This window comes from Nocardioides limicola, assembly GCF_016827675.1.
GTDB classification, from domain to species: Bacteria; Actinomycetota; Actinomycetes; order Propionibacteriales; family Nocardioidaceae; genus Nocardioides; species Nocardioides limicola.
Window position 1 is genome coordinate 166047 of the sequence record NZ_JAERJA010000004.1, and the last position, 20562, is coordinate 186608.

22 protein-coding genes are annotated in these 20562 nt (G+C 70.4%); 18 read left to right on the forward strand and 4 right to left on the reverse strand.

Annotated features, from left to right (window positions below):
- Positions 1–32 precede the first annotated feature (32 nt).
- The 3 genes from JKG67_RS10285 to menD are packed head-to-tail and all read left to right on the forward strand — an operon-like array spanning position 33 to position 3660.
- On the forward strand, positions 33–1064 hold the full coding sequence (locus JKG67_RS10285) for an AMP-binding protein (RefSeq protein WP_307816510.1): 1032 nt from the start codon (positions 33–35) through the stop codon (positions 1062–1064).
- Positions 1061–2017, forward strand: a complete 957-nt coding sequence (locus tag JKG67_RS10290; RefSeq protein ID WP_203337213.1) for an o-succinylbenzoate synthase — start codon at positions 1061–1063, stop codon at positions 2015–2017. Before JKG67_RS10285 ends, JKG67_RS10290 begins: the two co-directional genes overlap by 4 nt.
- Entirely contained in the window at positions 2014–3660 is a 1647-nt protein-coding gene (gene menD / locus JKG67_RS10295; RefSeq protein WP_203337214.1) for a 2-succinyl-5-enolpyruvyl-6-hydroxy-3-cyclohexene-1-carboxylic-acid synthase, read from the forward strand. The genes JKG67_RS10290 and menD overlap by 4 nt, the downstream gene beginning before the upstream one ends.
- A 13-nt stretch (positions 3661–3673) precedes the next feature.
- On the opposite strand, the gene JKG67_RS10300 is transcribed toward menD, so the two are convergent.
- Complete coding sequence (locus JKG67_RS10300) at positions 3674–4156, reverse strand: GNAT family N-acetyltransferase (RefSeq protein WP_203337215.1); 483 nt, start codon at positions 4154–4156, stop codon at positions 3674–3676.
- A gap of 61 nt (positions 4157–4217) precedes the next feature.
- Here JKG67_RS10300 and JKG67_RS10305 point away from each other — a divergent pair, with 61 nt between their 5' ends.
- Entirely contained in the window at positions 4218–4850 is a 633-nt protein-coding gene (locus JKG67_RS10305; RefSeq protein WP_203337216.1) for an MBL fold metallo-hydrolase, read from the forward strand.
- On the opposite strand, the gene JKG67_RS10310 is transcribed toward JKG67_RS10305, so the two are convergent.
- On the reverse strand, positions 4814–6331 hold the full coding sequence (locus tag JKG67_RS10310) for a flavin-containing monooxygenase (protein WP_203337217.1): 1518 nt from the start codon (positions 6329–6331) through the stop codon (positions 4814–4816). The genes JKG67_RS10305 and JKG67_RS10310 overlap by 37 nt on opposite strands.
- A gap of 54 nt (positions 6332–6385) precedes the next feature.
- Entirely contained in the window at positions 6386–7642 is a 1257-nt protein-coding gene (locus JKG67_RS10315) for an isochorismate synthase (RefSeq protein WP_203337218.1), read from the reverse strand.
- A gap of 58 nt (positions 7643–7700) precedes the next feature.
- Between JKG67_RS10315 and JKG67_RS10320 the strand changes: the two genes are divergently transcribed.
- Together JKG67_RS10320 and JKG67_RS10325 are read left to right on the forward strand one after the other, a co-directional pair.
- On the forward strand, positions 7701–8402 hold the full coding sequence (locus tag JKG67_RS10320; RefSeq protein WP_372442070.1) for a demethylmenaquinone methyltransferase: 702 nt from the start codon (positions 7701–7703) through the stop codon (positions 8400–8402).
- A 15-nt stretch (positions 8403–8417) separates the two neighbouring features.
- Positions 8418–8747, forward strand: a complete 330-nt coding sequence (locus tag JKG67_RS10325; protein WP_203337220.1) for an HPF/RaiA family ribosome-associated protein — start codon at positions 8418–8420, stop codon at positions 8745–8747.
- A gap of 140 nt (positions 8748–8887) precedes the next feature.
- On the opposite strand, the gene JKG67_RS10330 is transcribed toward JKG67_RS10325, so the two are convergent.
- Complete coding sequence (locus JKG67_RS10330; protein WP_203337221.1) at positions 8888–9463, reverse strand: NADPH-dependent FMN reductase; 576 nt, start codon at positions 9461–9463, stop codon at positions 8888–8890.
- A gap of 51 nt (positions 9464–9514) precedes the next feature.
- Here JKG67_RS10330 and soxR point away from each other — a divergent pair, with 51 nt between their 5' ends.
- The 12 genes from soxR to nuoK all read left to right on the forward strand — a co-directional run bounded on the left by soxR (position 9515) and on the right by nuoK (position 20551).
- Positions 9515–9955: a redox-sensitive transcriptional activator SoxR gene (gene soxR, locus JKG67_RS10335; protein ID WP_203337222.1), complete on the forward strand. Its 441-nt coding sequence runs from the start codon at positions 9515–9517 to the stop codon at positions 9953–9955.
- Positions 9956–10096: 141 nt separating this feature from the next.
- Positions 10097–10456, forward strand: a complete 360-nt coding sequence (locus tag JKG67_RS10340) for an NADH-quinone oxidoreductase subunit A (protein ID WP_203337223.1) — start codon at positions 10097–10099, stop codon at positions 10454–10456.
- Between the two features lie 9 nt (positions 10457–10465).
- Positions 10466–11020, forward strand: coding sequence for a NuoB/complex I 20 kDa subunit family protein (locus JKG67_RS10345; protein WP_203337224.1), 555 nt, complete (start codon positions 10466–10468; stop codon positions 11018–11020).
- Complete coding sequence (locus JKG67_RS10350; protein ID WP_307816511.1) at positions 11017–11709, forward strand: NADH-quinone oxidoreductase subunit C; 693 nt, start codon at positions 11017–11019, stop codon at positions 11707–11709. Before JKG67_RS10345 ends, JKG67_RS10350 begins: the two co-directional genes overlap by 4 nt.
- Positions 11709–13073 carry an NADH-quinone oxidoreductase subunit D gene (locus JKG67_RS10355; protein ID WP_203337225.1) on the forward strand — a complete coding sequence of 455 codons (1365 nt, stop codon included), beginning with the start codon at positions 11709–11711 and terminating at the stop codon, positions 13071–13073. Before JKG67_RS10350 ends, JKG67_RS10355 begins: the two co-directional genes overlap by 1 nt.
- 24 nt (positions 13074–13097) lie before the next feature.
- On the forward strand, positions 13098–13967 hold the full coding sequence (nuoE, locus tag JKG67_RS10360) for an NADH-quinone oxidoreductase subunit NuoE (RefSeq protein WP_372442071.1): 870 nt from the start codon (positions 13098–13100) through the stop codon (positions 13965–13967).
- Complete coding sequence (gene nuoF / locus JKG67_RS10365) at positions 13967–15277, forward strand: NADH-quinone oxidoreductase subunit NuoF (RefSeq protein ID WP_203337227.1); 1311 nt, start codon at positions 13967–13969, stop codon at positions 15275–15277. Before nuoE ends, nuoF begins: the two co-directional genes overlap by 1 nt.
- Positions 15274–17691, forward strand: coding sequence for an NADH-quinone oxidoreductase subunit G (locus tag JKG67_RS10370; RefSeq protein WP_203337228.1), 2418 nt, complete (start codon positions 15274–15276; stop codon positions 17689–17691). The genes nuoF and JKG67_RS10370 overlap by 4 nt, the downstream gene beginning before the upstream one ends.
- Entirely contained in the window at positions 17688–18998 is a 1311-nt protein-coding gene (gene nuoH / locus JKG67_RS10375) for an NADH-quinone oxidoreductase subunit NuoH (RefSeq protein ID WP_203337229.1), read from the forward strand. Before JKG67_RS10370 ends, nuoH begins: the two co-directional genes overlap by 4 nt.
- Positions 18991–19518: an NADH-quinone oxidoreductase subunit NuoI gene (gene nuoI, locus JKG67_RS10380; protein WP_203337230.1), complete on the forward strand. Its 528-nt coding sequence runs from the start codon at positions 18991–18993 to the stop codon at positions 19516–19518. Before nuoH ends, nuoI begins: the two co-directional genes overlap by 8 nt.
- On the forward strand, positions 19515–20261 hold the full coding sequence (locus JKG67_RS10385; protein ID WP_203337231.1) for an NADH-quinone oxidoreductase subunit J: 747 nt from the start codon (positions 19515–19517) through the stop codon (positions 20259–20261). The genes nuoI and JKG67_RS10385 overlap by 4 nt, the downstream gene beginning before the upstream one ends.
- Positions 20258–20551, forward strand: a complete 294-nt coding sequence (gene nuoK / locus JKG67_RS10390; protein ID WP_203337232.1) for an NADH-quinone oxidoreductase subunit NuoK — start codon at positions 20258–20260, stop codon at positions 20549–20551. Before JKG67_RS10385 ends, nuoK begins: the two co-directional genes overlap by 4 nt.
- The last annotated feature ends 11 nt before the right edge of the window (positions 20552–20562 follow it).

Here is a 20562-nt window from a genome sequence, read left to right on the forward strand (position 1 = left end):
CGGGACCGGGCCGCTCGCTAGGGTGGGCGACCGTGGAGCCACTGCAGTTGAGGTCGCCCGATGTCGCCGCCCTGAGCGACTGGCTGGCCGCCGAGGACGACCGACCGTTGCTGGTCGAGACCTCCGGCTCCACGGGCGCCCCGAAACGGGTGCTGCTCTCCCGGGACGCGGTGAAGGCCTCGGCCCAGGCCAGCGCCCGACGCCTCGGCGCCACCGGGCCCTGGTTGCTGGCGCTGCCGGTCTCCTACGTGGCGGGGGTGCAGGTGCTGGTCCGGTCGCTGCTGGCCGGGCATCGGCCCACCCTGCTCGACGAGCACCCGTCGGTGGCGGCCGCGGTGGCCGCGATGCCGGCGGGGGACCGCTTCGTCTCGTTGGTGCCCACCCAGCTCGGCCGACTCCTCGACGACCCCGATGAGGCGGCGGCGCTGGCGACCTGTCACACGGTGCTGCTGGGTGGCGGTCCGATCGACCCCGCGCTGCGGGAGCGCGCGGCCGCCGCCGGGATCCGGGTGGTGGCCACCTACGGGGCCGCCGAGACCGCCGGAGGCTGCGTGTACGACGGGCTCCCGCTGGACGGGGTCGGGGTCGCGCTCGGCGACGACGGGCGGATCCGGATCGCCGGGCCGATACTCTTCCATGGCTACGACGGCGACCCCGGCTCGACCGCCGCCCATTTGGTCGACGGCTGGTACCTGACCGCCGATGCCGGCCGCTTCGACCTCGACGGCCGGCTGCAGGTGCTCGGCCGACTCGACGACATGCTGATCAGCGGCGGCGTCAAGGTGCCTGCCCCGGTGGTCGCCCGCCTCCTTCGTGGACATCCGTCGATCACCGACGTCGAGGTGGTCGGCGTCGCCGACGGGGAATGGGGTCAGCGGGTGGTGGCCCTGGTGGTCCCGGCCGGGACGCCACCGACCCTGGCCCAGATCCGCGACTTCGTGGCCGACGAGCACCCGCGCTCCTGGGCTCCCCGGGAACTGGTCGTCCTGGACCGGCTGCCGCTGCTGGGCAACGGCAAGGTGGACCGGCAGGCGCTGCTTGCGCTGGCGAGCGCGGCCCGATGAGCGGTCCGACGAGCGCGGTCTGGTCGATCGGGATGCGGACCCGGTTCCGAGGCATCACCGTCCGCGAGGGGATGCTGCTGCGCGGCGACGCGGGATGGGGGGAGTGGAGCCCGTTCCTGGAGTACGACGACACGGTCGCCGCGCCATGGCTGGCCTGCGCCGTAGAGGCGGCCGACTCGGGGTGGCCGACGCCGGTCCGGGCCACGGTGCCGGTCAACGTGACGGTGCCGGCGGTGGACGCCGACGTCGCCCACCGGATCGTCGCCGACTCCGGCTGCCTGACCGCGAAGGTCAAGGTCGCCGAGCCCGGCCAGCAGCTCGGTGACGACCAGGCCCGGCTGGAGGCGGTCCGCGACGCGCTCGGCCCGTCCGGGCGGATCCGGGTGGACGCGAACGGGGCCTGGGAGGTCGACGCCGCGATGGCCGCGCTGCGGGTGCTGGACCGGGCGGCCGATGGGCTGGAGTACGCGGAACAGCCGTGCGCGTCGGTGGAGGAACTCGCCGCCCTGCGGCGCCGGATAGGGGTGCCGATCGCGGCGGACGAGTCGATCCGGCGGGCCGAGGACCCGTACCGGGTCCGGGACCTGGCCGCGGCCGACATCGCGGTGCTCAAGGTGCAGCCGCTGGGTGGAGTGCGTGCCTGCCTGCGGATCGCGGAGGAGATCGGGATGCCGGTGGTGGTCTCCTCGGCGTTGGAGAGTTCGGTGGGCATCGCTGCCGGGGTGGCGTTGGCGGCGGCGCTGCCGGAGTTGCCCTACGCCTGCGGGCTGGCCACCGTCCGGTTGCTTACCGACGATCTGGTCACCGAGCCGCTGGTGCCGGTGGCCGGTGAACTCCCGGTGCGGATGCCGCAGGTGTCGGGCGCAGCGCTGGCTCGGCTGGCCGCGGCACCCGACCGGCGGGCCCACTGGGAGACGCGGCTGGCCCGGGTGCGGCAGGATCATCCCTCGTGAACGACTCCACCCGGCTCGCCCGCGACCTCGTCGACGCCCTGGTCGCTGCCGGGGTGGGTGAGGTGGTGCTCGCTCCCGGCTCCCGGAACGCGCCGCTCGCCTTCGCCGTCCACGCCGCCGCGGTTGCCGGCCGGTTGCGGCTGCACACCCGGATCGATGAGCGGACCGCCGGCTTCCTGGCCCTAGGGCTGAGCAAGGTGGGATCCCGGGCGGCGGTGATCTGCACCTCGGGCACCGCTGTGGCCAACCTGCATCCCGCCGTGCTGGAGGCCGCGCATGCGGGGGTGCCGCTGGTAGTGGTCACCGCCGACCGGCCGGCCCGGTTGCGGGGCACCGGCGCCAACCAGACCACCCAGCAGCCGGAGATCTTCGGCGACGCGGCCCGCTGCCTGGACATCGACGCCGACACCGACCCCACGTCGTACCGCGCCCTGCTCGGAGCCCCCACCCCCATCCCCATCCCCACCCCCATCCCCATCCCCACCCCCCTCCCCACCCACCTGAACGTCCAGTTCACCCCACCCCTCGCCGAAGTGGGGTTTGTGGCCGGCCGAGGTGGGGATTGTGGCCGCACCGATGACACCTCGACGGGCCACAAACCCCACCTCGTCGGGCCACAAACCCCCCTTCGTGGGGGGGTGCGCACGGTGGTGGTGGCTGGGGACGACGCCGGCCCGCCGGCACGAGTGCTGGCCGAGCAGGCCGGCTGGCCACTGCTGGCCGAACCCACCGCCGGCTGCCGCACCGGTGATCATGCGATCCGCAGCTACCGACTGCTGCTCGCCGGTGACCTCGGTGCCCGGATCGAACGCGTGGTGGTCGCCGGTCACCCCACCCTCTCCCGCCCGGTCACCGCACTGCTGGAGCGCGCCGACGTCGAGGTGATCTCGCTGCGGCACCGCGGCCGCTGGGCGCAGCGCCCGTTCCCCATCGCCGGTGAGTACGACGCGCTCGTCGCCGACCCGGGCGACCCCGACTGGCTGCACGAATGGCAGCAGGCCGACCGGCACACCAGCGCCGCCCTGGACCGGCTGCTCGGCGCCGAACCCGACCTCACCCCGCACCAGGTCGCCGGCGCGGTCGCGGCCGCGGTGCCCCCCGGCGGACTGCTCTTCGTCGGCGCCTCGAGCCCGATCCGCGACCTGGACCTGATGGCACGTCCCTACCCGGTCGGTGAGCGCCGCAAGGTGATCGCCAACCGCGGCCTGGCCGGCATCGACGGCACCGTCTCCTCGGCCATCGGAGCCGCACTCGGCCGCAGGCACGGCAGCCGGAACCTCGCCCTGATGGGCGACGTCACGTTCCTGCACGACGCCAACGCGCTGGTGCTGGGCCCCGACGAACCCCACCCCGACCTCACGATCGTGGTGGTCAACGACGACGGCGGCTCGATCTTCTCGATGCTGGAGCAGGGGGCGCCGGAGTTCGCCGAGGTCCACGAACGGCTCTTCGCGACCCCGCACGGCGTCGACCTCGGTGCGCTCTGCGCGGCCACCCGCACGCCGCACTGGAAGGTCGAGTCGCTGCCCGAGCTCGAGCAGGCGCTCGCCTCCCCCAACGGTGGTGTGGACGTCGTCGAGGTGCGGGTCCGACGCGACAACCGGCGCGAGCTGGACGCCCGGATCCGGGCACTGGTCAAGTGAGGCGAGCCGGAGCTCAGTCCGGCCGCACCATCCGGACCTGCCACACGTCCAGCAGGTCGTAGAACTCCCGGTCCCCCTGCGCGACGAACCCGTTGCGCGCATAGAAGGCACGCGCCCGGGCGTTGCTCTCCAGCACCCACAGGGCGCACGACCCCGGGAACAGGCGACGCTCCAGCAACTCCTGGCCGACACCGGTGCCCCACCAGGCCCGCCGCACATAGAGGGCGTACAACTCATGCTCGGTGTCGATGTCGCGCGGCCGGCCGACCGCGATGAAGCCGATCGGCTCCCGATCCGCGAACGCCAGCAGCCGGCCGGTGCCGTGCTCGATGCTGCGCCGCCAGCCCTCGATCCAGGGCAGCGGGTCAGCCAGCCGCGCCTCCAACAGCCCCGGATCGACGTACGGCGCATAGCCCTCGCGCCAGCAGGTCAGGTGCAGTCGGGCACCCGCCTCGGCCTCGGCAAGGGTCGCTTCGCGGTAGGTCACCTCCGGCATCTCCCCATCGTGTCCGGCGCGCGCCGGGGGCGCCACTCGATTTCCGCCTAGGCTGGCGGGCATGAGGATCACCAAGTTCGGGCATGCCTGCGTGCGCGTCGAGTACGACGGTCAGGCCCTGGCCATCGACCCGGGCGCCTGGACACAACCCGACGCGGTCGACGGGGTGGCTGCGGTGTTGATCACCCACGAGCACCCGGACCACTACCACCCCGACCGGTTGCGCCGGGCCGAGGCGCCGATCTTCACCATCGATGCGGTGGCCGCCCGGATCGCGGCCGATGCGCCCGACCTCACCGAGCGGGTGACCGTGGTCGATCCCGGCGACGAACTCGACCTCGGGTTGCACGTGCAGGTGGTGGGCGAGAAGCACGCGGAGATCCATCCCGACCTGCCGCACTTCGACAACTCCGGCTATCTGATCACCGCCGGCGGCACCCGGCTCTTCCACCCCGGTGACGCGCTCACCGTGCCCGACGGGCAGGTGGACGTGCTGTGCCTGCCGGTCTCCGCGCCGTGGCTCAAGGCCAGCGAGGTCGTCGACTACGCCCGCGCCGCCAACCCCGGACGTGCCCTCGCCATCCATGACCTCGTCTACTCCGAGGCAGGGCTCGGCATCGTCGACGGCCACCTGGCGCGGCTGGTGCCCGACCTGGACTACGCGCGGATCGCGGACGGCTCCGACCTGCTCTGAGCCGGGCTGAACCGATAGGCCGCCAGGTCGAACCGCTGCTGCTCCCGATGGGCCCGCCAACTGGCGGTCGGCCGCAGTAGGGTCGCCTCACCGTGCTGGTTGAAGTAGTAGCTGCGAGCGGTCGCGCAGTCACCCAGGGTGAACACGGTGTCCTCGACGAGCCGCCGCATCCTGGCGCAGAACTCGTCGTACGCCGTCTCGGTGACCTCCACCGTCGGCGCCCCGCGCCGACGCGCCTCACCCAGAACCCGGCTCAGGTGCACCATCTCCGCCTCGATGGTGGTGAAGTAGTTGAGGCCGGTGTAGCCGAACGGGCTGGCGAGGGAGAAGAAGTTCGGGAACGCCGGGACGGACACTCCCTGGAAGCTGCCGAACCGGTTCTCCCGCCACCACTTGCCCAGGTCCCGGCCGTCCCGGCCGACCACGGTGATGGCCGGGAAGTTCACGTCCCAGAGGTTGAAGCCGGTGGCCAGCAGCAACGTGTCGATCTGGTGGCGGGTGCCGGACTCGGTGACGATCGCGTCCGGCTCGACGCGGGCGATCGGGTCCGTCTCGAGCGTGACGTGCGGCTTGGTGAAGGTGCGGAAGTAGGAGTTGGAGAAGGTCGGCCGCTTGCACCCGAACGAGTAGCCGGGGGTGAGTTGGCGGCGCAGCGCGGGGTCGCGGACCTGCGAGTGCAGGAAGCGCTGGGCGCCGCGCTGCACCAGCCGGCTGGCGAAGCCGGCCTGGCGGTGGTGGACCACTCCGAAGATCAGCGACTCCAGCAGCAGGTCGTTGCCTTTGCGCGCCACCTTCTGGGTCAGTGGCGCGCGGCGGAAGAGGGCGCGCAGCCAGCCGGGCATCTCCATGTCGATCCGCGGCACCACCCAGATCGGGGTGCGCTGGAAGACGGTCAGGCTTTCGGCCTGGCGGGCCACTTCGGGGATCAACTGCACGGCGGTGGCGCCGGTGCCGATCACCGCTGCCCGGGTGCCGGTCAGGTCGGCGGTCGCGTCCCAGTCGGTGGAGTGGATCACGGTGCCGGCGAAGGTGTCGATCCCGTCGATGTCCGGCACCCGCGGCTGGGACAGGAAGCCGGTCGCGGCGATCAGGTACGTCGCCGTGATTGGCTCACGGTCGGACAGTTCGATCACCCAGCGTTCCTCGGCTTCGTCCCAATGCGCCTCGGTGACCGTGTGCTCGAACCGCATCCGGCGTCGCAGGTCGTAGCGGTCGGCCACATGGTCGCAGTAGGACTTGAGTTCGGCGCCGGGGGCGAAGAGTCGGGACCAGTCGGGGTTCGGCTCGAAGGAGAAGGAGTAGGAGAGGCTGGGGATGTCGACGGCCAGCCCGGGATAGCGGTTGACCTGCCAGGTGCCGCCCAGGTCGGGTTCGCGCTCCAGGATCACCCAGTCGTCGATCCCGGTGCGGTCCAGGCTGATCCCGGCGCCCATTCCGCCGAAACCGGCGCCGATGATGGCTGCCGTGACGTGCTCGGTCATGGGGCCAACGTAACGCAGCCGGGTCGGCGGAGCAGTGGCTGAGCGTGCCTGGTCTCAGGTGAGGGAGTCGCGGACCGGGAGGAACTTCGCCTGCGACTCGGCCAGTTCGGCCTCGGGGTCGGAGTCGGCGACGATGCCGCAGCCGGCGAAGAGGCGGACCTTCGCCCCGGACACCTCGGCCGAGCGCAGCGCGATGCCCCACTCGCCGTCGCCGTCGGCGTCCATCCAGCCGACCGGACCGGCGTACCGGCCCCGATCCATGCCTTCGAGTTCGGTGATCAGCGCCAAGGCCGTGGGGGTGGGGGTCCCGCCGACGGCTGCGGAGGGGTGCAGCGAGGCGGCCAGTTGCAGTGACGAGACCTGCTCGGCGTCATGCACGACCCCGTTGACGTCGGTGGCCAGATGCATCACGTTCGGCAGGTGCAGCACGAACGGGGCTTCGGGAACGCTCATCGACGAGCAGTGCTGGTCGAGTGCGTCCGCGACCGAGCGGACGGCGTACTCGTGCTCCTCGAGGTCCTTGGAGGAGCGCGCCAAGGTTGCTGCCAGCGCCAGATCGCGGGTGTCGTCCCCGGTACGCCGGATGGTGCCGGCCAGCACTCGGGAGGTGACCAGGCCGCGTTCCCGGCGGACCAGCATCTCCGGGGTGGCGCCGAAGAGCCCGTCCACGTGGAAGGTCCAGCACGTCGGGTAGTCGGCGGCGAGCCGGCTCAGTGGCCAGCGCACGTCGACGGGGGCGGAGGCGGTGGCCACCAGGTCGCGGGCCAGCACCACCTTCTCCAGGTCGCCGGCAGCGATCCGGGAGACCGCCTCGGCCACGACGAGCATCCAGGCCTCACCGTCGCGGGAACCGTCGGTGAAGACCACGTCAGCCGGTGCGGTGGCCGGGTCGGCCGGGCGCAGGGTGGGGGGCACGATCGCGTCCCGGCCCACCGTGGTGACCCACGCCTGGTCGCCGCGTCTGCCGATCAGCACTTCCGGGACCACCAGCACGGAGTCGCCGGAGTCCTCAGCGAAGCCGAAGGAGCCGAAGCAGAGCAGGCCGCTGCCCGGCTGCTGCACCTGGTCCCGGACCACCGCACGCTCGCAGGTCTGGGTCCACCACTGCTGGGCGGCCTCGAATCGATCGGCGCCACGGGTGCGGACCTCGGCGGCCACGCCCCAGCCGACCAGGCCCTCGCCGTGGTGCAGCCAGGAGACCGGGCGCTCGGCGGGGAGCAGGTCCAGCAGCGCGGTCGCCGCGTCCAGCTCCAGTGTCTGGGTACGGACGACGAGCGGGCCCTCGATGGGGTCGGGTCGCGCACTCGTCATGACGTGTCAGCCTACGCCGCCGTACCCACCGCTCGGCCTCCGGCATAGGCTGAATGCCGTGCGAGCCCAGCTGGACAAGAAGCCGACCGACGTCGCCGCGATGTTCGATGCCGTCGCGAAGAGGTACGACCTCACCAACGACGTGCTGTCGCTGGGTCAGGACCGCCGCTGGCGGCACGAGGTGATCAAGGCGGTGGCGCCCCAGCCGGGCGAGCGGGTGCTCGATCTGGCCGCCGGCACCGGGACCTCCAGCCAGCCGTTCGCCGACGCGGGCGCGACCGTGGTGCCCTGCGACTTCTCCCTCGGCATGCTCAAGGTCGGCAAGCGCAACCGGCCGCATCTGCCGTTCACGGCGGGCGACGGGACGCGGCTGCCGTTCGCCGACGCCAGCTTCGATGCGGTGACGATCTCGTTCGGGCTGCGCAACATCGTGGATCCGGTGGCCGGGTTGACCGAGTTGCGCCGGGTCACCCGACCGGGTGGCCGGCTGGTGGTCTGCGAGTTCAGCCACCCCAGCTGGCCGCCGTTCCGCACTCTGTACGTCGAGTACCTGATGAAGGCGCTGCCCGGGATCGCCCGGACGGTGTCGTCCGCCCCGGACGCCTATGTCTATCTGGCCGAGTCGATCCGGGCCTGGCCCGACCAGCAGGGTCTGGCCACGATGATCGGCCGGGCCGGCTGGGGGAGTCACGACTCGCCGGTGGAGTGGAAGAACCTGTCCAGCGGCATCGTGGCCTTGCACCGCGCTGTCGCGTCCTGAAAGGAACGAGGAGCCATGACCACTGTTGCCCAGAGCCTGAGGATCGTGCCGGGGTTCGCGCCCGCTGAGTTCGACCACCTGGCTGCGCTGTTGACGCCCTCGCTGGAGGCGCGGCTGACGCGGTACACCCCGGATCAGGTCGAGATGGAACTGTCCGTGAAGGACCGGGACACCGACAAGCAGCGGGTGGTGCTCGAGGCCTGGCTCGCCCAGGGTGCACGCACCAAGTTCGTCGCCACCTCGACACGCCCCGACCTGGACGCCGCCGTACTCGAGGTGCGCGACGACCTGGTCACCCAGATCAACAAGCACCTCACCAAGGCCGAGTCCCGCCGCAAGCGCTGACCCGCCGGGACCGAGCGGACAGAACACCCTGATGTCAGGGTGTTCGGACTGTTGTCAGGGGTTGCAACACCTGACAACAGTCAGCAGTCCCTGACATCAGGGTGTTCCGCCAGCCCGCTGCCGCTGGTGCGGGGGAGGGGTCAGGCGGCGTAGGGGCGGGTCGCCCGGGCGTCGCGGAGGGCGAGCGCCCACCAGCTGAGCTGGTCCAGCAGTCGGTGCGCGGCCTCGTCCAGGGCTTTGTTGCTGACCAGGGCGCCGTCGGTGTCGACCAGCTCCCAGACCTGCGGGATCGAGACGTTCTCCCGGATCGAGGTGGCGTGAAGCTCCGGCAGCACCTGCCGCAGCTGTTCGGTGGCCCGGATCCCGCCACTGCGACCGCCGTAGGAGACGAAGCCGACCGGCTTGGTCCGCCAGTGGGCGCCGGTCAGGTCGATCGCCTGCTTGAGGGACGCCGGGAAGCTGTGGTTGTACTCCGGGGTGACCACCACGATCCCGTCCGCCTCGTCGAGTTGGCGCTGTAGCCGGGTCAGGCCCTGGGTGGGTCGACCCCCGAGGACGGCAGGCAGGTCGGCGTCGGCGAGGTCGGCCAGCCAGACGTTGAGCCCGCCACGGGTCTCGGCCAGTCCGCTGAACCAGTCGGCCACCGCCGGTCCGAGGCGGTGGGGTCGGGTGCTGGCGGTGACGATGAGGATTCGGGGCAACTGTGTGGGTTCCATGACCCCAGCCTGCTACTTCAAGTTCACTTGAAGTCAAGCTATTGTCGAGACATGGCCACGATTCCTCGGGAACTCACCATCGGACAGCTCGCCGAGCGCAGCGGGGTGAGCACCTCGGCGCTGCGCTTCTACGAGGCCGAGGGACTGATCGGCTCACGTCGTACGACGGGCAACCAGCGCCGCTTCGCACGCGAGATGCTGCGCCGGGTGGCGTTCATCCGGGTGTCGCAGCACCTGGGCATCCCGCTCGGCCGGATCCGGGAGGCCCTGGGGACGCTGCCCTCGGACCACGCCCCGACGCCTGAGGACTGGCGACACCTCGCTGACAGTTGGCGCGACGATCTCGATGCGCGGATCGACCACCTGCAGGCGCTGCGCGACGACCTGGCCGGCTGTATCGGGTGCGGGTGCCTGTCGCTGACCACCTGTGCGCTGGCCAATCCGGGTGACATTCAGGCGGCCCGCGGGCCCGGTGCCCGGCGCTTCGACTGAGGCTGCCGGGCCCCGGCAGGGCATCCCCCCACCCGGTGAACGGACCGGTCGAGCTCCCCCTACACTTGTGTCGCACACCACGTTGTGAAGTTCTTCACAAAGGTGCACAAGGCAACGGGAGCGGCCAGGAAGGAGCCTCAGGTGGAGCTGTACACACCAGTCCTCGCACTGCTGGCGTTGGCAGCGGGCTTCGCGATCTTCTCGGTGGCGATGAGCGCCGTGACCGGCCCCGCGCGGGCCAACCGCGCCCGGCTGGACGCCTATGAGTGCGGCATCGAGCCGGCCCCCCAGCCCTACGGCGGCGGCCGGATCCCGGTCAAGTACTACACGATCGCGATGACCTTCATCATCTTCGACGTCGAGATCATGTTCCTGGTCCCGTGGGCGATCTACTTCGACGAGCTGGCCTGGTTCGGTGTGCTGGCGGTCTTCCTGTTCTTGTTCAACATCACCCTCGCCTACGTCTATGAATGGCGCCGCGGCGGACTCGACTGGGACTGAGGAGGAACCATGGGTGTGGAGGAGAAACTCCCCAGCGGCGTGCTGCTGACCAGCGTCGAGGGAGTCGCCGGCTACTTCCGCAAGGCGTCGTTCTGGCCGGCCACGTTCGGACTGGCCTGCTGTGCCATCGAGATGATGACCACCGGCGGTCCGAAGTACGACCTGGCCCGGTTCGGCATGGAGGTCTTCCGGGCCAGCCCTCGTCAGGCGGACCTGATGATCGTCGCCGGCCGGGTGAGCCAGAAGATGGCGCCGGTGCTGCGACAGATCTACGACCAGATGGCTGAACCCAAGTGGGTGCTGGCGATGGGCGTCTGTGCCAGCTCCGGCGGCATGTTCAACAACTACGCGATCGTCCAAGGCGTCGACCACATCGTGCCGGTCGACATGTACCTGCCCGGCTGTCCACCGCGTCCGGAGATGCTGATCGACGCGATCCTGAAGCTGCACGACCAGGTCCAGCACACCAAGTTCGGCGCCCAGCGCGCCGCCCAGATCGAGCAGCTGGAGACCGACGCGCTCAACGCGCTGCCGACCTCGGAAATGAAGGGCCTGCTGCGGTGAGCGACGAGACCAACCTCCCGGCCCCGTCCGGTGAGGTCGAGCAGATCGGCGAACGGCGCGGCATGTTCGGTGCCGCCGGCTCCGGGGACACCTCCGGGTACGGCGGGCTGGTGCAGCCGATCAACTACCCCGGCGCCAGCCAACCGCCGTACGGAGGCTGGTTCGACACCGTCGCCGAGGCCCTGGACGCCAGGCTCGACCATGCCGGCGTCGAGAACGCCATCGAGAAGGTGGTGGTGCACCGTGGCGAGATCACCTTCCACGTGCAGCGCACCGCGTTGGCGGCCGTCGCCCGGCAGTTGCGCGACGCCCCCGAGCTGCGCTTCGAGTTCTGCTCCGGAGTCAGCGGGGTGCACTACCCCGACGACACCGGCCGCGAGCTGCACGCCGTCTATCACCTGACCTCGATGACCCACAACCGCCGGATCCGGCTCGAGGTCTCCTGTCCCGACGCCGACCCGCACCTGCCGTCGCTGGTGGCCACCTATCCGACCCTGGACTGGCACGAACGGGAGACCTGGGACATGTTCGGGATCATCTTCGACGGACACCCGGGCCTGGCCCGGATCCTGATGCCCGACGACTGGCCGGGCCACCCCCAGCGCAAGGACTACCCGCTGGGCGGCATCGATGTGGAGTACAAGGGCGGCACCATTCCGCCGCCGGACCAGCGGAGGTCCTACAGCTGATGGACACCTCGACCAACCCGACGACCGGCCCCGACCCGTACGCCGGCACCTCCCAGACGTCCGAGGGCAGGGTCTTCACCGTCACCGGACAGGACTGGGACGAGCTCACCGCCTCGCTCGCCGACGAGGTGATCGGTGAGGAGCGGCTCGTGGTCAACATGGGCCCCCAGCATCCGTCCACCCATGGCGTGCTCCGGCTGATCCTCGAACTCGAGGGTGAGACGGTCACCGAGGCCCGGTGCGGCATCGGCTACCTGCACACGGGCATCGAGAAGAACATGGAGTTCCGCACCTGGACCCAGGGCGTCACCTTCTGCACCCGGATGGACTACCTGTCGCCGTTCTTCAACGAGGTCACCTACGTGCTCGGCACCGAGCGGTTGCTCGACATCGAGGACGACATCCCGGAGAAGGCGCAGGTGATGCGGGTCCTGCTGATGGAGCTCAACCGGATCTCCTCGCACCTGGTCGCGATCGCCACCGGCGGCATGGAGATCGGCGCACTGACCGTGATGACGATCGGCTTCCGGGAGCGGGAGCTGGTGCTGGACCTCTTCGAACTCATCACCGGACTCCGGATGAACCACGCGTTCATCCGACCCGGCGGGGTCGCCCAGGACCTGCCCCCCGGTGCCCTGGACGAGATCCGTGGCTTCGTGGCGCTGATGAGGAAGCGGCTGCCGGAGTACGCCGCGCTCTGCAACGCCAACCCCATCTTCAAGGCCCGACTCGAGGGAGTGGGCCACCTGGACCTCGAGGGCTGCCTGGCGCTGGGCATCACCGGCCCGGTGCTGCGGTCGACCGGCTATCCGTGGGACCTGCGCAAGACCCAGCCCTACTGCGGCTACGAGGACTACGAGTTCGACGTGCAGACCTGGGACACGGCCGACTCCTACGGTCGCTTCCGGGTGCGGCTCAACGAGATGCACGAGAGCCTTCGCCTGGTGGAGCAGTGCGTGGACCGGTTGGCCGGTCTCGAAGGCGCCCCGGTGATGATCGCCGACAAGAAGATCGCCTGGCCCAGCCAGCTCGCCATCGGCTCGGACGGGCTGGGCAACAGCCTCGACCACATCCGGCACATCATGGGTGAGTCGATGGAGGCGTTGATCCACCACTTCAAGCTGGTGACCGAGGGGTTCCGGGTGCCTGCCGGCCAGGCCTATGTGCCGGTCGAGTCGCCGCGCGGCGAGCTCGGCGCCCACGTCGTCTCCGACGGCGGCACCAAGCCGTTCCGGGCCCACTTCCGGGATCCGAGTTTCACCAACCTCCAGGCCACCTCGGTGATGAGTGAGGGAGGCATGGTCGCCGATGTCATCGTCGCGATCGCCTCGGTGGACCCGGTGATGGGTGGGGTGGACCGATGAACCGTCGTCCGACGTCACCGCGTCGTGCAGTCAAGGAGGTGGGCTGAGGTGCCCGTGCCCTACGAGGCGGAACTCAGGGAGATCGCCGGCCGCTATCCGCAGGCCAGGTCGGGTCTGTTGCCGATGCTGCACCTGGTGCAGAGCCAGGACGGGATGATCACCCCGGCCGGGATCGAGGCCTGTGCGGAGGTCCTCGGGATCACCGCCGCCGAGGTCAGCGGCGTGGCGACCTTCTACACGATGTACAAGCGCCGGCCGGTGGGTGACTACCACGTCGGGGTCTGCACCAACACCCTGTGTGCGGTGATGGGTGGCGACGAGATCTTCGCCGCTCTCAAGGAGCACCTCGAGGTCGGCAACGACGAGACCGCCGCCAAGCGGGAGGGCGACCGTGCCACCGTCTCCCTGGAGCACATCGAGTGCAACGCCGCCTGCGACTATGCGCCGGTGATGACCGTGAACTGGGAGTTCATGGACAACCAGACCCCTGCCTCCGCCCGCCAGTTGGTCGATGACCTGCGCGCCGGCAAGGAGGTCAGCTCCACCCGCGGCCCGACGCTGTGCACGTGGCGGCAGGCCGAGCGGGTGCTGGCCGGCTTCGACGACGGACTGACCGACGCCGGTCCCGCGGCCGGCCCCGCGTCACTGGTCGGGCTGCAGATCGCCCGGGAGCGTGGCTGGTCGGCGCCGGGTCTCGATACACCCGGCTCGTCCCTCGCCGGGCACTCGACCACCGAGGGTGCTCCCGGCTCGTCCCTCGCCGGGCACTCGACCACCGAGGGTGCTCCCGGCTCGTCCCTCGCCGGGCACTCGACCACCGAGGGTGCCCACGGCTCGTCCCTCGCCGGGCACTCGACCACCGAGGGTGCTGCCACTGGGGAGGGTGACGACTGATGCTGACACCGGTGCTCACCGACAACTGGGACGCCGAGCGCGCCTGGACGCTGTCGTCGTACGAGTCGACGGGCGGATACGCCGCCCTCCGCAAGGCGCTGGCGATGACGCCCGAGGCGGTCGTCGACGAGGTCAAGGAGTCGGGGCTGCGGGGCCGTGGTGGCGCCGGGTTCCCGACCGGGATGAAGTGGTCCTTCATCCCCGCCAAGGACCCCGACAACCCCAAGCCGCACTACCTGGTCGTCAACGCCGACGAGTCCGAGCCGGGCACCTGCAAGGACATCCCGCTGATGATGGCCAGCCCGCACACCCTCGTCGAGGGCGTGATCATCAGTTCCTACGCGATCGGCGCCAACCACGCGTTCATCTACGTGCGCGGTGAGGTGCTGCACGTGATCCGACGGCTGCGGGCCGCGGTCGCCGAAGCGTACGCAGCCGGACACCTCGGCACCGACATCCATGGCTCCGGCTACGACCTGGACCTAGTGGTGCATGCCGGCGCCGGCGCCTACATCTGTGGCGAGGAGACCGCGTTGCTCGACTCCCTCGAGGGTCGCCGCGGGCAACCTCGGTTGCGCCCGCCGTTCCCGGCAGTGGCCGGTCTCTACGCGTGTCCGACGGTGATCAACAACGTCGAGTCGATCGCGTCGGTGCCCTCGATCATCGACCGCGGCGGAGCGTGGTTCGCCTCGATGGGCACCGAGAAGTCCAAGGGCTACGTCATCTACTCGCTGTCGGGCCACGTCAAGCGACCCGGGCAGTACGAAGCACCGTTGGGCATCACGCTGCGCGAGCTGCTCGACCTGGGTGGCGGGATGCGGGACGGTCACGAGTTGAAGTTCTGGACCCCCGGTGGCTCCAGTACGCCGATGCTCACCGCCGAGCACCTCGACATGCCGCTGGACTATGAGGCCGTCGGCGCCGCCGGGTCGATGCTCGGCACCCGGGCGCTGCAGATCTTCGACGACACCACCTGCGTGGTCCGGGCGGTGCTGCGCTGGACCGAGTTCTACAAGCACGAGTCCTGCGGCAAGTGCACCCCCTGCCGGGAAGGCACCTGGTGGCTGGTGCAGACGCTGGCCAAGTTGGAGGCCGGCCAGGGTGCCGAATCCGACCTGGACCTGCTGCTGGACCAGTGCGACAACATCCTGGGCCGGTCGTTCTGCGCCCTCGGTGACGGCGCGACCAGCCCGATCACCTCGGCCATCCAGTACTTCCGCGAGGAGTTCCTCGAGCACCTGCGACACGGCGGTTGTCCCTTCGACCCCGCCGCGGCGACGGTCTTCGCGACGGAAGGAGCGCCGGCATGACCGACCAGTTGGCGAGCGAGAGCCTGGTCACCGTGACCATCGACGGGGTCCAGGTGAGCGTCCCCCAGGGCAGCCTGGTGATCCGGGCCGCGGAGCAGATCGGCGTCCAGATCCCCCGCTTCTGTGACCACCCGCTGCTGGAGCCGGTCGGCGCCTGCCGGCAGTGCCTGGTCGACGTCCCCGACGCCGGCAACGGCCGGGGCATCCCCAAGCCGCAGGCCTCCTGCACGTTGACGGTGGCCGACGGGATGGTGGTCAACACCCAGGCCACCTCCGGGGTCGCCGAGAAGGCCCAGGCGGGGGTGATGGAGTTCCTGCTCATCAACCACCCACTCGACTGCCCGGTCTGCGACAAGGGCGGCGAGTGCCCGCTGCAGAACCAGGCGATGAGCAACGGTCGCGGCGAGTCCCGGTTCGCTGCCGGTGGCGGCGTCAAGCGGACCTTCGAGAAGCCGATCAACATCTCCGCCCAGGTGCTCCTCGACCGGGAGCGGTGCGTGCTCTGTGCCCGGTGCACCCGGTTCTCCGACCAGATCGCCGGTGACCCGTTCATCGCCCTGGTGGAGCGCGGCGCGCTGCAGCAGGTCGGCATCTACGAGCACGAGCCGTTCGAGTCCTACTTCTCCGGCAACACCATCCAGATCTGCCCGGTCGGCGCACTGACCAGCGCCGACTACCGGTTCCGCAGTCGCCCCTTCGACCTTGTCTCCACCCCCGGTGTGGCCGAGCACGACGCCTGCGGTGCGGCGATCCGCGTCGACCACCGGCGCGGCAAGGTGATGCGGCGACTGGCCGGCAACGATCCCGAGGTCAACGAGGAGTGGATCACCGACAAGGACCGGTTCGCGTTCTCCTACGCACGTCAGCCGGACCGGCTCACCCATCCGTGGGTCCGGGACGCTGACACCGGCGAGCTGCGGCCCGCCTCCTGGCCCGAGGCCTTCGCGGTGGCCGCCCGCGGCATCGCCGCGCAGCGGGACGCGGGGCGCGGTGCCGCCACGCTCACCGGCGGTCGGGTCACCCTCGAGGACGCCTACGCGTGGAGCAAGTTCACCCGGGTGGCACTGGGCAGCAACGACGTGGACTTCCGGGCCCGGGTGCAGTCCGCCGAGGAGGCCGACTTCCTGGCCGCCCAGGTCGCCACCGTCCGCGACGTCAGCTACGCCGACCTCTCCGCACCGCTGGTGCTGCTCGTCGGCCTGGAGCCCGAGGACGAGGCCGGCACCATCTTCCTGCGGCTGCGCAAGGCGGTCCTCACCGGCCGGACGAAGGTCGCCTCGATCGCGCCCTTCCGGAGCCGGGGGCTGGACAAGCTCGCCGGCACCCTGCTGCCCGCCGGCCCCGGGGACGAGACCCAACTCCTGCACGACCTCCCCGACAACGCTGAGGAGTTGCTCGGCGCTGCGTTGGACGCGAGCTCGGTGATCCTCGTCGGTGAACGGCTCGCCGGCGTCCCGGGTGCGCTCAGCGCCGCCGTCGCGTTGGCCGAGCGGACCGGAGCGCGACTGGCCTGGGTGCCGCGCCGGGCCGGGGATCGTGGCGCGGTCGAGGCCGGCTGTCTGCCGAACCTGCTGCCCGGTGGCCGTCCGGTCGCCGACCCGGCAGCCCGCGTCGACGTCGCCGCGGCCTGGGGTGTCGACACGCTGCCCGAGCAGCCCGGACGCGACGGGGACGCGATCCTGGCCGCGACCGCTGCCGGTGCGATCGGTGCGCTGGTCGTCGGTGGCGTCGACCCCGACGACCTGGCCGACCCCGCCGCAGCACGGGCTGCCCTGGAGTCGGTCGGCTTCCTGGTCAGCATCGAACTGCGCCGGACTGCGGTCACCGAACTGGCGGACGTGGTGTTCCCGGCTGCCCCGGTCACCGACAAGGCCGGCACCTTCCTCACCTGGGAAGGACGGCCGCGACCGTTCCCGAGGGTCTTCGACGTGCCCACCTCGCTGCCGGACCTCCGGGTGTTGGCCGGCATCGCCGACGAGCTCGGTACGCCGCTGGGGTGGCGGACCGTGGACGAGGTGCGTGACGAGCTCGACCAGCTCGGCCCCTGGGACGGAGCACGGCCGACGATGGGCCCGGCTCCGGCTCCGGCCAAGCGGCGGCTGCTGAAGACCAAGTTGACGCTGGCCACCTGGAAGCAGCTCATCGACCTCGGGTCCCTGCAGGACGGTCAGGACGAGATGCGGGCCACCGCCCGCCGGCCGGTCGCTCGCATCAATGCCGAGACCCACCAACTCCTCAAGAGGTCCCCGGAGGTCACCCTCACCGGTGACCGGGGCCAGGTCACTCTCCCGGTCGAGGTCGCCGACCTTCCCGAGGGCGTGGTCTGGGTGCCCGCAAACTCGTTCGGGCGGGGGGTGCTGGCCGGCCTCTCGTCGCCGGACGGCATGGTGAGCGTGAAGGGAGAACTCCGGTGAACGATCCCCTTGCCGCCTTCGGCCACGACCCGCTGTGGGTGATCGGCCTCAAGGCACTGCTGATCTTCGCCTTCCTGGTGGTGCTCACCCTCTTCAACATCTGGGCGGAGCGCCGTGTGGTGGCCCGGATGCAGCACCGGATCGGCCCCAACGTGCACGGCCCGTTCGGGCTGCTGCAGTCGCTGGCCGACGGAGTGAAGCTCGCCCTCAAGGAGGACCTGCTGCCCAGGGCCGCCGACAAGGTGGTCTTCATCCTGGCCCCGGTGATCTCGGTGATCGCGGCCTTCGTCACCTTCGCGGTGATCCCGTTCGGTCCCGAGGTGCGGATCCCGTTCACCGACACCCTCACCCCGCTGCAACTGACCGACATGCCGGTGGCGGTGCTGTTCGTGCTGGCGGTCGCCTCGATCGGCATCTACGGCATCGTGCTCGGCGGCTGGGCCAGCGGGTCGACGTACTCACTGCTCGGCGGGCTGCGCTCCAGCGCCCAGATGATCTCCTACGAGGTCGCGATGGGGCTGGCCTTCATCACCGTCTTCCTGTACGCCGGCACCATGTCCACCTCGGGCATCGTCGCCGCCCAGCAGGACTTCTGGTACGCGCTGATCCTGGCGCCCAGTTTCGTGATCTACGTGATCGCGATGGTGGGCGAGGTGAACCGGGCCCCCTTCGACCTGCCCGAGGCCGAGGGTGAACTGGTCGGCGGCTTCCACACCGAGTACTCGTCGCTGAAGTTCGCGCTCTTCTTCCTCGCCGAGTACATCAACATGGCCACCGTCTCCGCGCTCGCAGTCACTCTGTTCCTGGGGGGCTGGCAGGCGCCGTGGGGCGTTGTGCACGTGTGGCCCGGCGCCAACGAGGGCTACTGGCCGGCGATGTGGTTCCTGCTCAAACTGCTCGGCTTCATCTTCTTGTTCATCTGGCTGCGGGGCTCGCTGCCGCGGCTGCGCTACGACCAGTTCATGATGTTCGGCTGGAAGCGGCTGATCCCGGCCGCGCTGGCCTGGACGGCGATGGTCGCGCTGGTGAAGGTGGTGATGCTGACCGGTGGTCTCGAGCGGCAGGGCGTCGTCATCGCGCTGGCCGTGCTCATCGGCCTGCTGATCGTCGGGATCGGCATCTCCTACCTGGTCGAGGCGCGGCAGCAGCCGGAGGCGGAACAACCGGCCCCCCAGCCGCCGCCGACCGGCGGATTCCCGGTGCCCCCGATGCCCGCTGGCGGCCCGGTGCAGGGCGCCGCCGGCGACCTGGGACTGCCTCGCTTCTCGCCCCCGTCCAGCACTGACAAGGAGGACGCGGATGTCTAGCCTCAAAGAGACGTACTGGGACCCGATCGCCGGGTTCGGGGTCACCTTCCGGACCATGTTCCGCAAGGTGGTCACCGAGCAGTACCCGTTCGACAAGCAGCCGACCGCCCCCCGGTTCCACGGCCGGCACCAGCTGAATCGCTGGCCCGACGGGCTGGAGAAGTGCATCGGCTGCGAACTCTGCGCCTGGGCCTGTCCCGCGGACGCGATCTACGTCGAGGGTGCCTCCAACACCGACGACGAGCGGTTCTCGCCCGGTGAGCGGTACGGCCGCGTCTACCAGATCAACTACCTGCGCTGCATCCTGTGCGGTCTGTGCATCGAAGCCTGCCCGACCCGGGCGTTGACGATGACCAACGAGTACGAGCTCGCCGACGACAACCGGGCCGACCTGATCTACGAGAAGTCCGACCTGCTGGCGCCGCTGCTGCCCGGCATGGAGCAGCCGCCGCATCCGATGCGACTCGGTGACGACGAGGGCGCCTACTACCGCGGCGAGAACCAAGGAGAGAACTCGTGACTGCCTTCTGGGTGCTCGCCCCGGTGATGGTCGCCGCCGCGCTCGGGCTGCTCTTCGTCCGCAAGGCGGTGCATGCAGCGCTGCTGTTGGCGACGGTGATGATGAGCCTGGCGGTGCTCTACCTGGTGCTCGAGGCGCCGTTCCTGTTCGCGGTGCAGATCATCGTCTACACCGGCGCCATCTTGATGCTCTTCCTGTTCGTGCTGATGCTGATCGGCGCCGAGTCCAGGCTGTCGCTGGTGGAGACGATCAAGGGGCAGCGGGTGCTCGCCGTCCTCGGTGGGCTGGTGCTCGGCTCGCTGCTGGTGATCGCGATCGGCCAGGTCACCCTGGCCAGCCCGGTGGGCCTGGAGGCCGCCAACAGTGGCGGCAACGTCGAGGGGCTGGCCGACGTCTTGTTCTCGACGTACGTGTTCGCCTTCGAGGCCACCGCCGCGCTGCTGATCACCGCGGCCCTGGGCGCGATGGTGCTGGCTCACCCGGAGCGGCTCACCCCCAAGGAGTCCCAGCAGGAGATGGCCGCACGCCGGGTCCGGGAGTACGCCGAACACGGCCGCCACCTGGGTCCGCTGCCGGCCCCCGGGGTCTACGCCCGGCACAACTCGGTGGCCACTCCGGCGCTGGCGCCCGACGGCAGCGTCATCGAGGCCTCCATCAACCGCACCCTGGTGCCACCCCGGCCGGCCGATGAGCCGGACCTGCCCGAACTGGCCGCCGACGAGGACGAGGAGGGTCCGCAGTGACCGAGTACGTCATCCTCTCCGCGATCCTGTTCACGATCGGCGCCGTCGGGGTGCTGGTCCGCCGCAACGCGTTGGTGGTTTTCATGTGTGTGGAGCTGATGCTCAACGCCTGCAACCTCGCGTTCGTCGCCTTCGCCCGTCAGCACGGCAACCTCGACGGTCAGGTGGCCGCCTTCTTCGTGATGGTGGTCGCCGCTGCCGAGGTCGTGGTCGGACTCGCGATCATCATGACCATTTTCCGTGCCCGCCGTTCGGCCTCGGTCGACGACGCCAGCCTGCTCAGGTACTGAGGGGAGACAAG